Source organism: Novosphingobium sp. ZW T3_23 (assembly GCF_044987305.1).
Lineage (GTDB): Bacteria > Pseudomonadota > Alphaproteobacteria > Sphingomonadales > Sphingomonadaceae > Novosphingobium.
In genome coordinates, this window is record NZ_JBJDRF010000003.1 from 77,321 (window position 1) to 89,009 (window position 11,689).

Annotated in this window: 7 protein-coding genes; 5 read left to right on the forward strand and 2 right to left on the reverse strand. The window is 66.2% G+C overall.

The genetic code is table 11. The features are described from left to right. Positions 1–4: 4 nt before the first annotated feature. Both ACI3K3_RS02840 and ACI3K3_RS02845 read right to left on the reverse strand, forming a co-directional pair. Positions 5–1,528: a S10 family serine carboxypeptidase-like protein gene (locus ACI3K3_RS02840; RefSeq protein WP_404911901.1), complete on the reverse strand. Its 1,524-nt coding sequence runs from the start codon at positions 1,526–1,528 to the stop codon at positions 5–7. Positions 1,529–1,560: 32 nt separating this feature from the next. Further along, a complete protein-coding gene (locus ACI3K3_RS02845) occupies positions 1,561–2,829 on the reverse strand; it encodes an aminotransferase class V-fold PLP-dependent enzyme (protein WP_404911903.1) in 1,269 nt (422 codons plus the stop codon). A 172-nt stretch (positions 2,830–3,001) separates the two neighbouring features. Here ACI3K3_RS02845 and ACI3K3_RS02850 point away from each other — a divergent pair, with 172 nt between their 5' ends. From ACI3K3_RS02850 to ACI3K3_RS02870, 5 genes are all read left to right on the forward strand, one after another. Further along, entirely contained in the window at positions 3,002–4,453 is a 1,452-nt protein-coding gene (locus ACI3K3_RS02850) for a S10 family serine carboxypeptidase-like protein (protein ID WP_404911905.1), read from the forward strand. Positions 4,454–4,602: 149 nt separating this feature from the next. Further along, positions 4,603–7,611 carry a TonB-dependent receptor domain-containing protein gene (locus tag ACI3K3_RS02855; protein ID WP_404911907.1) on the forward strand — a complete coding sequence of 1,003 codons (3,009 nt, stop codon included), beginning with the start codon at positions 4,603–4,605 and terminating at the stop codon, positions 7,609–7,611. Between the two features lie 85 nt (positions 7,612–7,696). Next, positions 7,697–8,848 (forward strand): pyridoxal phosphate-dependent aminotransferase, encoded by a 1,152-nt coding sequence (locus ACI3K3_RS02860; protein ID WP_404911909.1) that lies wholly within the window; start codon positions 7,697–7,699, stop codon positions 8,846–8,848. Further along, positions 8,845–10,374, forward strand: a complete 1,530-nt coding sequence (locus ACI3K3_RS02865) for a S10 family serine carboxypeptidase-like protein (protein ID WP_404911910.1) — start codon at positions 8,845–8,847, stop codon at positions 10,372–10,374. The genes ACI3K3_RS02860 and ACI3K3_RS02865 overlap by 4 nt, the downstream gene beginning before the upstream one ends. Beyond that, positions 10,371–11,666 (forward strand): APC family permease, encoded by a 1,296-nt coding sequence (locus ACI3K3_RS02870; RefSeq protein WP_404911912.1) that lies wholly within the window; start codon positions 10,371–10,373, stop codon positions 11,664–11,666. Before ACI3K3_RS02865 ends, ACI3K3_RS02870 begins: the two co-directional genes overlap by 4 nt. The last annotated feature ends 23 nt before the right edge of the window (positions 11,667–11,689 follow it).

Genomic DNA, 11,689 nt, shown 5'->3' on the forward strand with positions numbered 1-11,689 from the left:
ACGCTCAGTGGCGCAGTTTCCCCGCCCATTCCCGCATGTCCGCCGCAAAGCGCGCCAGTTCGCCTTCGTCCTCGAAAACGGAATGCCCGGCCGCATAAGCCTTCGACGTTCGCCGGTCCGGCCCGATCCCGGCATGGTCCAGCGCGAACTGTCCCGCCGCGACCGGCGTGGTGATGTCGTAATAGCCGCCCACCGTCATCAGCTTCATGCCGGGCTTGTCGGCCATGGCCTTGGCCAGGAACGGCGCGAAGCGGACGGTGCGGTAGACTTCGCCGCGCCCCCAGTCCCACTTGAAGTTGATGCCGAGATTAAGCGTGCGGTAGGGGCTGGGCAAGGCATAGCCCAGGTCCTTGCCGATGTAGTCCGCGATGAGATGGCCGGTCTCGGCGCCCAGCGTCATCGAGGGATCGTCGAACGGCGGATGCATGTTCGATTCCTTGATCGCTCGGGTCGCGCGGCCATCGAGTTGCCCGGTCCGCAGGCCCTTGCCCGACAGCAGGCCGAGCATGAAGGCCTGCCGGTCGAGTTGCAGCCCGTCCTTCTCCAGTTCCGCCGCCGGAAGGCCGATCAATTCGCTCATGCGCGCCGCGACAGTGGCCCGCTCGGCCGGGGACAGCGAAGCGCCGGCAATCAGCGCGCGGGCGTAGTCGTTCTCGGCAAAGGCGCGCGCTTCGGCAAAGTGCTGCTCGACGGATTTGCCCTTGCGGTCGATGGCCTGGTGATACCAGGCGACGGCGGCCAGCGTCGGCAGCAGCGAGACATCCGAGATAACCGGCCCGTCGCTGTCGCCCAGCGAAAGCGAAAACAGCGCCACCCCGTCCGGCAAGGGCAGCTTCGCCTTGCTTTCAGCATCGAGCATGGCGGCGGCCCGCGCCGTGCCATAGCTTTCGCCCACCAGCGCGAAAGGCGCATCGGCGCGATCGTTCGCCAGGCGCCAGCGCTGGACGACCTGCGCCACCGCCGCCGCGTCTCCGGAAACGGAGAACAGGCCGGATGCGTCGGCGCCCTTGACCGGCATCGACGCCCCCGTTCCCGGAGGATCGATGAACACCAGATCCGCAATGTCGAGCAGGCTGTGGGGGTTGTTCTCCAGCCTTGCGGCATCGCCCTTGCCGACGATGCGGCGCGGGCCGAAGGCGTTCATGTGCAGCGGCGAGGAAGAGGCGCCCGGCCCGCCGTTGAAGAAGAACAGCACGGGGCGCTTAGCCCCTTTCGCACCGCCTGCCCCAAGGCGCGCGACATAGGCGTAAGTGACGACCACCGCCGCCGTCTGCCCCTTGGCATTGGCCACCGGGGTCTCGGTGACGATTGCATCGTAGGCCAGCTTCGTGCCGCCGAAAGTGCCCGCGTGGCGCGTCAGCACGACCTTTTCGCTGGCCGCCGCGCGCTCCACCATCGGCTCCATGGCCTTGAGGAACACGGGCGGCATCGGCAGGCTCTCGTCCTGCGCCAGGAGCGGCGGCGAGGACAGGAGCGCGGCAAGAGCGAGCAGGCTGGAACGCGCGAAAACGGTCTTCTTGGCGGACATTGCGTCTGGTTCCGATCAGGAGGAAGTTGGGCTCAGGATAAAGTCGGGAGGGCGCCGATCAGGCGCTCGATATCGTCCATCGCGTTGAACCACGAAGGGCAGATGCGGAAGCGGTTACGGCTGAGCGTGATCGCCACGCCGGCCCGGTTCAGCGGTTCGGACAGTCTTTTGTGCGCATCCGGAAGAACGCAAGTCAGCAACGGACTGCGAGAATCCGGCGGCGTCACCACGTCGTAGCCCTTCGTGCGCAAGCCCTCGTGCAGGCGGCGCAGCATCGGCTGACGATGCGCCATGATATTGTCGACGCCGAGTTCGAGCAACTTCGCCAGCGACCAGTCGAGTTGCGCCATCACCGCATGGGAATGGGTGCCCATGGCGAACATCCCCTCCGCATCGGCACGCGGCGTCATGTCCGCGATCGTTGATCCGGGTTCGTCGTAGGGATAGACGTGGGGCTTGAAGCCTTCGACCTGATAATAGCCGAAACGCTTGCGCTTGAGGCGCGCCAGCCGATCCGGACGGACATAGAGGAAGCCCAGTCCGAAATCCCCCATGAGCCACTTGTAGCTGGCCGTTGCGGCGAAATCGACGCCGCTGGCCCGGACGTCGATCGGCACGGTGCCCGCCGCATGGATGATGTCGGCATAGACCAGCGCCCCGCGCGCATGGGCGATCTCGCAGATACGCTTCAGGTCATGCTCGAAACCGTTGTAGGTGGAGACCAGCGAGAGGCTGACCAGGCGCGTGTCCGGGCCGATCGCCTTTTCGTAGGCGTCGGGATCGATGCGCCCGTCCGTCGGGCGGATCCAGCGCACGTCCACGCCCTGCTTGCCGAGTTGGTCGTAGAGCCAGAAAGAGCCGAAGAAATGCAGCGTATCGGTGACGACGCTGCCCTTCGCGGCAGGCAGGTCGAGCGCGTCGACGATCGACTGTTCGCCGGCCGTGGTGCTTTGGACGAAGGCAAGGTCTTCCGGCGCCGCATTGATGAGCCGGGCGAAAGCGGCCTTGATGCGCACTTCGGTATCGTGGCTGGACCAGTCGCGCATTTCCGCCCGCGACTGGTAATAGGCATCGACTGCCGCCTTGGCGGGCAGCGGCACCGGATGCATCGTACCGGAATCGAGGTAGACCTTGGCCATCGGCGCGAAATCACCCGCCCGCGCCAGCGATGCGCTCGCAGCCGGGGAAGCGGCGAGCGCCTCTCCCGCGATGGCCGGAGCCAGCGGCAGAAGGGCCGATCCGCGCAGCAGGGTGCGACGGGAGAGGGCAGGCTTCAGGGGCGAATCATGTCGCTGGTTCATTTACGCATCCTAGGCAAAGGCTTGCGCATAAGAATTGCGCATTTTCAGCTTGAGCGGCTCTACGATGAAGTCCAGCAACGAACCCCTCATGCGCTTACGGCTGCTTCGCGCATAAACTTGCCTCCACAACTCGGCTAGGGTCGTGGAACCGCAGACCCAGGAAAGACCGTCCATGCCCTCGAAGTTTACGCGCCTGCTTGGAGCCGCGCTGACTCTCGCCGCGCTCGCTGCTTGCCCGCAGGCTCAGGCAGAAGCCCCGCAAGGGCTCTGCACTCCGGGCGAAGCCGCCGCCTCTGCCCGGCTGGGCGAACTGGACTACGCCGCCTGCGCCGGTACGCTGCCGATCAGCGACGACAAGGGCGCCAGGCAGGCCGATCTTTTCTACACGGCCTACCTCACCCATGCGGGGCATTCCGGAACGCGGCCCATCGCCTTCGTCTGGAACGGCGGTCCGGGCGCGGACTCCCGCCTGCTCCAGTTCCGCGCTCTCGGTCCGAGGACACTGCACGGCGGCCAACTGGCGGACAACGCCAACTCTGTGCTGCCCGCCGCCGATCTGGTGTTTCTAGACCCCGCCGGAACCGGCTTCAGCCGCGCGGCGACAGATGCGGCGGCAAAGAAGCTCTATTCCACGACCGGCGATCTTGCCGCGACGGCGAGCTTCATCCGAAACTTCCTGAAGAGCCGTGGGCGGGAAGCTTCTCCCGTCTATCTGGTCGGCGAGAGCTTCGGAACCTGGCGCGCGGCGGGCGTGGCGGAAGCCTTGATCGATGCCGGGCAACCGGTGGCGGGCATCGTGCTCGTCTCGGGCGGAATCCCGATGGGCGAGGAGCGCGACCGCGCCCTTGCCCGTGCGCTGACCCTGCCCAATCGCACGGCGACGGCGCTTGCGCTCGGCAAGCTAGACCCCACCCTCTCAGCTAACCCAGAAAAGGCCCTCACCGAAGCCGAGGCATGGGCCCGCAAGGTGTGGTATCCCGCCCTCTCCCACCCGGAGGCTCTCGACGACAGGGCCCGCTCCCATGCGGTGACCGGGCTTGCTCGTTACACCGGCCTTGCACCTGCCGCGATCGATGCGAAAACGCTCTGGGTCTCCCCCCGCGACTTCCGCACCAAACTGCTGGCTTCCGAGGGCAAGACGCTCGGCATCTTCGACATGCGCCGCACCGCTCCTCCGGCAGACGAGAAGGCCGGTGACGCCGCGATCCTGGACTTCTACCGCTCCACGCTGCGCTATCGCGAGGGCCAGTACGCGGGGATCGAGATCCCGGAACTGCCCGTGGGCAACGACTGGCAATACGACCAGTCACCGATCACCCCGGAATCGCTGGCCCGTGCCATGGCCGGCGAAGGGCCGCCCAGCGCCTCGCAGCCCTGGGTCATGCGCGCCATGGACAAGGCGCCGACGATGCGGGTGATGGTGGCCACCGGGCTCTACGATTCCCTCAACGGCTGCGCCGCGATGCGTCAGGCTGCGGCCGACTTTTCGAAGGCACTCTCGCAGCGGATCACCACGCACTGCTACCGAGGCGGACACATGATGTATGAGGAACCCGCCGAAGCCGTGCAATTCGCCAGAGACCTTTCCATCTTCTTCGGCAATTCGCCAACCCGGAAGCGATGAGGCTAAAAATTCCACCATTTGCCGGAACCGTGAAATTTCAATTCAAACGCGTCCGATGACGCCCGTCACAACGCAACCCTCTTCCAGCCCGTCTGCGCTACCTTCTCCGCAGGGATTGAAAACGTAGACAGAACATGAGGGGTAGTTCGATGATCCAGTCACGCATCGAGAGGGCCGGCCTGGCGGCTCTCATGGTTTCCACGGCTGCCGCCGCGCTGCTGGCCACGCCGGCCCTGGCGCAGGACAGCGCACCCGCCGCCGATGACAGCGCCGCCGCAGCGGACATCGTGGTAACCGGATCGCGCATTCGCCGCGACGCTTCGGACGAAACCGCGCCGCTCAATGTCGTGGACAGCCAGACGATCGCGGATCGCGGCTATATCAGCGCCTCGGAAGCGCTGAACCAGCTCACTTCGAACAGCCCCATGCTCAACCAGGCGGACGGCAGCGGCGAAGGCAGCGGCTCCGGCCAGCAGTTCCCCAACCTCTTCGGTCTCGGCGCCGGGCGCACGCTGACCCTGCTCAACGGCCGCCGCATGGTGACCAGCTCCTCGGGCCTGGGCGATGCGCAAGTCGATGCCAACATCATCCCGCTCGGACTGCTGGACCGGGTGGAAGTGGTTCAGGGCGGCGGCGCGGCGGTCTACGGCTCGGACGCGATCGCCGGCGTCGTCAACTATGTGCTCAAGGAAAGCTTCGAAGGCCTCGAACTCGACGGCCAGAACGGCATTTCTTCGCGCGGCGACTATCACACCTACAGCCTGCGCGGCACGGCGGGCAAGAACTTCGCGGACGGCCGGGGCAATGTCGCCATCGACCTGAACTATGCCAAGTCGCCCACGCTGATGTTCGCCGCGCGCCCGCTGTCGGCGCTCGGCCGCCTGACCGTCAGCAATCCCGACGACACCGGGCCGAACGACGGCATCCCCTCGGTGAAGGAACTTTTCGACGCGCACTTTTGGGAGTTCAACTCCAACGGCGTCCTGTTCAACTCGCCCGCGCCTTTCACGCGCTTCCTCACCCAATCGAACGGCACGCCGCTCCAGTTCGATCCCAGCGGCAACGTCGTGTCCTACGATCCCGGCACCCAGGTCGGCATTCCCTTCTCCAGCGGCGGCCAGGGCTTCGCCTATCGCGACCTTGCCGGCCTGCGCACCGGGCTTGAGCGCTTCACCGGCAACCTGATCGCGCATTACGACCTGACCGACGCGATTACCCTGCGGACCGAGCTGCTCTATGCCCATACCGAAGGCACCGAGATTCCGCAGGGCCAGAGCCGCACGATCCTGAACTACGGCACTTATGCGGGGCCGGTGATCTTCACGATCGACAACCCCTACCTCACCGACCAGGCCAAGGCCGCGCTTTCCGCCGCGCGCCCCGCCTTTGCCGCCGGTGCGCCGCTGTTCCTGTCGAAGTACTTCAACGACCTGACGCCGGACAATCTTCAGCGCTACAAGACGGACACCTACCGCGCGCTCCTCGGCGTCGACGGCGATTTCTCGGCGGGCAGCCGCAACTTCTACTGGTCGGTTTCGGGCAGCTATGCCCGCGTCGAAGGCTCGCAGCGCCGCTGGGAAGTGGACAACGCCAAGTACGCGAACGCCATCGATGCCGTGCTTTCCGGCAACCAGATCGTCTGCGGCATCAATGCCGACGCCGATGCCGCTAATAACGACCCTTCCTGCGCGCCGATCAATCCCTTCGGCAACGGCAATGTCTCCAGCGCCGCGCAAAAGTATGTCAGCGTCCGCGCGGGCCTCGACTATCGCAACGAGCAGACCGACTTCCTGGCCACGATCGGCGGCGACGTGGTTCGCCTGCCCGGCGGCACCGTCAAGTTCAGCCTCGCCTACGAACACCGCGACGAGCAGGTGTCCTACTCCCCGCTGGCCGCCAACCGCGAAGGTCTGTTCGGCGGCGGCACGCTGGAAGTGGCGCAATCCGCCGGTTACAACACCGACGAACTCTCCGGCGAACTCCTGATCCCGCTGATCGACAGCGCCATGAACGTGCCGATCGTGCGGATGCTGGAAGCCAGCGCGGCAGGCCGCCTGGTCGACAACTCGATCGCCGGAAAGGAGCAGGTCTGGGATCTCGGCCTGCGCTGGCAGCCGGTGGACGGCGTGACCTTGCGCGCCAGCCGCAGCCGCAACTTCCGTGCGCCGACACTGGCGATGCTGTTCGCCCCGACGACGACCTCGCTCGGTTCGGTGGGCTACGACCCATGCGATGCCGACCGCATCAACAGCGGCGCCAACCCCTCGGTCCGCTACGCCAACTGCCTGGCAGCCTTCACCGCGAACGCGAACTACGGCGTCGAAGCGGACGGCACCAATGCCGGGCTCAGCCCCGCCGAACGCCTCGCCCGCTTCCAGGACCCGGCCGAAAACTTCGAGCGCGCCACCATCACCACGGGCGGCAACCCGAACCTGCGCAACGAGATCTCGGATACCTTCACTTACGGCATCGTGCTCCAGCCGAAGTTCATTCCCGGCCTGACGATCAGCGCAGACCGCATCGAGATCGACCTCAAGGACGGCCTCTCGGCCTTCACCACCGAGGACTTCACCGCCACCTGCTACGACAATACCAACCCCGATCCGGCGGTCTGCAATGCCTTCTCGCGCATCGCCTCCTCGGACGGCGTGAGCCCGGGCGGCACGATCCTGGCGGGCACGACGACCACCTTCAACGCCGGTGTCGTCAAGTATCGCGGCGAAGTCTACGCCATCGACTACAGCTTCGAGCCGGGCCGCATCGGCGCGTTCCACCTGGGCGTGAACGCCACGCACAACACGCTGCTGACCACCTCGGTCACCGGCGAGAACTACATCCGCACCGACAACACTTACGAGAAGCCCACCTGGGAAGGCCGCTTCAACCTGGACTGGACCAAGGGCCCGGTGCGGGTGAGCTACCAGGCCTACTACCTCGACAAGACCCGTGCCGCCTATGACGCCACGATCGAAACCAACCCCAACCCGATGCTGGACAGCAACCTGACGCACTCGATCTCGGCCCAGGTCGAAGCGGGCGCGATCACCTTCCGCGCCGGCATCGACAACTTCACCGACGAAGCACCTTCCTACCCGCAGATCGCCTATGGCGACATCCTCGGCCGCCGATTCTGGATCGGCGCCAAGCTGAAGATGTGACGGGGTACGGCGGCGCCGGGGAACATTCCCTTCCCGGCGCCGCCGCCACCCACCGCACTCGGCACAATCCGGCAGATACGAGACAATGGCTTCCCGCCCAGACGACCAGACTTCGAAGTCCTATGCCCAATGGGTAAGGCGCTCGATCCTCCGGAACAGCAATTCCCGCAGCCTCCTCGTCAGCCTGTTCGAAAGCTCGGTGCCCGAGCCGCAGGACCTGCTTCGCGAGGTGCTCATGGAAGGCTTCGCGGACGGGGTGACGTCCCGCTACGCCAGCACTTTCGTTAAGGGCAACCCGTACCTCGTCGCCGCGCTGGCCCGTAACTACGGCGTGCGCGAGGAGCAGGTGCTCACCACCACCGGCGCCACCGGCGCACTTTCGCTGATCTACCGCGCGCTGCTATCGCCGGGAGACCGCGTGCTGGTGGAGAATCCCAGCTTCGAACTGTTCGCCAGCCTGGCGCAGGCCAGCGGTGTCGGCGTGGACACTTTCGAACGCCCTGCCCCGCGCTTCACCATCGATCCCGTGGAGGTGGAAGCGAGCCTCCGCCCCGAGACGCGGATGATCGTGATCTCCAACCTCCACAACCCGTCCGGCATGGCGGTGGACGATGCCACGATCGTCGCCCTGGGCGAGATCGCCGACCGGCACGACCTGATCGTCGTCGTCGACGAGGTCTATGCGCCCTACGCCGGGAACCGCCTTCGCCCGGCGGCGTCGCTGGGCGCCTCCAGACGCCTCGTTTCGGTCAACAGCCTGACCAAGATCTTCGGCCTGAGCACCTTGCGCTGCGGCTGGATCGTCGGAGATGAAAGCGTGGTCACGCCGGTCCGCGAACTGGCACAGGAGGTGGATTTCGCGATCTCCAACCTTGCCCATGCGGTGTCCGCGCTGATCGTCGAGAACCCCGCGCGTTTTCAGGACAACACCTTCTCCGTGCTCACCAAGGCGCGGCCGATCATCGAATCCTATCATGCCTACTGGCTTGCCGAAGGACTGGTCGAAGGCGATCTGCCGGACAGCGGCTGCATCGCCTTTCCCCGTCTGGTCGGAATCGGGGATAGCGAGCGTTTCTCCGGCTGGCTTTCCGATCGCTGCGGCGTACTGGTGGCGCCGGGGGAATATTTCGGCGCACCCGGTCATGTCCGCCTCGGCTTCGCGATGGAGCCGTCGCGCCTCGATTACGGCCTCCAGGCCCTGACCGACGGCCTCCTTACCTATCGGGAAACCTCATGAATTTCACGCCGCTGCAGCCCTTCGGTCGCAAACAGAAGTCCTCGCTGCGCCTACGGGTGCTGACGGGGATCGCGCTTGTCGCGGCGTCAACCGGGCCCCTTCAGACACGTGCGGGCGAACCGCCGGCAGGACGGGTGCTCATCGATGTGCGGGTATCGAAACCCGATCCCGCACATCCTGTCCGCGCCGAGCTGGGACTTGTCCCTGTCTCGGCCGGCGCGGACAGTTCCCCGGCCAGTGCCGGCTATCTTTCCTATACCCGCAAGAACGCCGCACCGGACCGGCCGGTGATCTTCGCCTTCAACGGCGGCCCCGGCGCCTCGGCCGCCTACCTGCACATGGGCCTGCTCGGCCCCGTGCTTGCCCATGTGCCGCAGGATCCTGCCGATAACAGCGGCACCAGCACCGCCATGTCCGGCCCGCGCCGGATCTACGATCTTGCCGACGTGGTCTTCATCGACCCGCCAGGCACCGGCTTTTCCCAGCGCCCGACAGGCCCCGCCGCCGCGCCCTACAGCACCGTCGAAGGCGATGCGAACGCGGCCGCCAATCTCGTCCACCAATGGCTCGCCGCCCACAAGCGACTTGCCGCGCCCGTCTACATCCTGGGCGAGAGCTACGGCACGATCCGCGCCGTCGCCATGCTCGATGCGCTGGAGAAGCAGGGCCTGGCCGCGAACGTGCGTGGAGTCGTCCTGCTCGGGCAGGCGCTCAACATGATCGAGACCTCGCAGCGGCCGGACAACGTGGTGACTTACGCGGTCTCGCTGCCGACGCTGGCGGCCATCGCCTGCTATCACGGCATGGTGAAGGCGCCCTGCACCGCCGAAAGCGTGACCGAGGAAGCCGCACGCTTCGCCCGCGAAGACTATCTTCCCGCCCTCTATCGCGGCCGCGACCTGTCCCAGCCGGAACGCGCGCGTCTCGCCGCGCGCCTTGCGGAACTCACCGGCATTCCCGCCGCATTCTACCTCGCCAACGACCTGCGCATCTCCAAGGAGCGGTTCCGCGTCGAACTGCTCCGAGAAAAGGGCAAGGTCATGGGCCGCTACGACGCCCGCTACCTGGCCGACCGCCCCGCGAACGTCATCACCATGATGCCCGGCGATCCCTCCTCCTCGATCTCCGACGCGTTCGGCAAGGCGATGACCGACTATCTGGCGACCACACTCAAGGCTCCGGGTGCCGACGCCTACAAGGTGATCGCGCGCTTCGAAGGCGGCTGGAGTTACGGCAGCGAAGACTCGCCCTTTGCCGACTGGCCGTTCATGGCAACCGTAGAGCGTCACGCAGCCGCCAACGCCTGCCTGCGCCTCTTCGTCGGCACGGGAATCTACGATACGACCACGACCATCGGCGCTGCCGACTACCTGTTCGCGCAGTCCAGCCTCCCGCGTGACCGCTACCGCAACGCGCGCTATGTGGGCGGCCATGTCTTCTATTCCGACGACGGCAGCCGCACGCGGTTCCAGTCGGATCTCGTCGACTTCATCAAGGCGGATAGCTGCCGGGGGGCACGCAAGTGAGCGATACGGAACAGGCCCTGCGCAAGGGCATCGGCCTCTGGGGCGTCGTTTCGCTCGGCTTGGGCACGGCCGTGGGCGTTTCGATATTCTCGGCGGTATCGCCCGCCACCGCATTGGCCGGGCCGGGAATGCTGCTCTCGGTCGTGATCGCGGCGCTGCCGATGTATCTCATTGCCGTGAGCTACGCCTACCTCGGCTCGGCGGATCCGGTGTCGGGCGCCAGCTTCGTGTGGCCGTCGCGCTATCTGCACCCGACATTGGGCTTCTTCATCGCCTGGATGCGCATCATCGCCAACATGGGCGCGATGGTGGTGCTGGCGCTAGTGCTGGTCCGCTACGTCTCGATGCTCGTGCCGCTGCCGGTCAAGCCGACGATGTTCGCAGTGCTGCTGCTGGCGCTGCTCGCCAATCTGGTGGGCGTGGGCGTGGCCGCCCGCGCGCAGACGGCGATGGTCGCCGCGCTGATCCTGCTGTTCGGCCTTTTCGTGATCTGGGGCGGCGCCACCGTATCGGAACCGGCGCGTCTCGAACCCTTCCTGCCCAAGGGTCTCCACGGCGCCCTTGCCGCGGCCCCGCTGCTGATGGGCCTGTTCTTCGGCATCGAGGCGGCGACGGAGGCGGGCGGCGAAGTGGCGAACAGCCGTCGGAACATTCCGATCGGCATAGCGGTTGCCATCGGCTCGGCCACCGTTCTTTACGTCGCCGTGGCCTTCGTGGCGCTCACCGTGCTCGGTCCGGAGGCTTTGGCGGGTAGCGAGGCGCCCATCCTCGATACCGCGAGGCGTTTCATGGGGCCGCTTGCCGTGCCGGTGATCGTGCTGGCCGCCATCGCCGCCATCGGCACCAGCCTCAACTCGATCTTCACGATGTTCAGCCGCAGCCTCTTCGCCATGGCCGAAGCGGGCGTGCTGCCCCGGTTCATTGCGCGCGTCCACCCGCGCTCGCATGTGCCGCACATGGCGCTGTTCATGGTCTTCGGCATCGGCTGCGTTGGCCTGCTGATGCCGATGGAACTGACGTTCCTGTTTCTGGCCGTGAACATCCCCAACCTCGTGAAGTACGGCAGCATCTGTCTGTCGGCCGCGCGGGTTGCCCATGGCCATCCGCAGCTCCACGAAGGCGCGGGCTTCCGCCCGGCCCGTGCGACCATGATCACGCTGGGCATTGCCGGAGCGATCTGCGCGATCGGCCTGATCGCACTGGGGCTGGAGGCGGACTGGCGCCCTTATGTCCTGCTGCTGGTCTGGGGCGGCCTGGGCGCGGTCTGGTATTTCGTCCGCCGTCGTCCCTAAAGCATTTTCTAATCAGGTGGAAT

Bases quoted from the DNA above. Each gene is read 5' to 3' on its own strand.
- ACI3K3_RS02840 (WP_404911901.1), bottom strand. From the start codon at position 1,528: ATGTCCGCCAAGAAGACCGTTTTCGCGCGTTCCAGCCTGCTCGCTCTT.
- ACI3K3_RS02845 (WP_404911903.1), bottom strand. From the start codon at position 2,829: ATGAACCAGCGACATGATTCGCCCCTGAAGCCTGCCCTCTCCCGTCGC.
- ACI3K3_RS02850 (WP_404911905.1), top strand. From the start codon at position 3,002: ATGCCCTCGAAGTTTACGCGCCTGCTTGGAGCCGCGCTGACTCTCGCC.
- ACI3K3_RS02855 (WP_404911907.1), top strand. From the start codon at position 4,603: ATGATCCAGTCACGCATCGAGAGGGCCGGCCTGGCGGCTCTCATGGTT.
- ACI3K3_RS02860 (WP_404911909.1), top strand. From the start codon at position 7,697: ATGGCTTCCCGCCCAGACGACCAGACTTCGAAGTCCTATGCCCAATGG.
- ACI3K3_RS02865 (WP_404911910.1), top strand. From the start codon at position 8,845: ATGAATTTCACGCCGCTGCAGCCCTTCGGTCGCAAACAGAAGTCCTCG.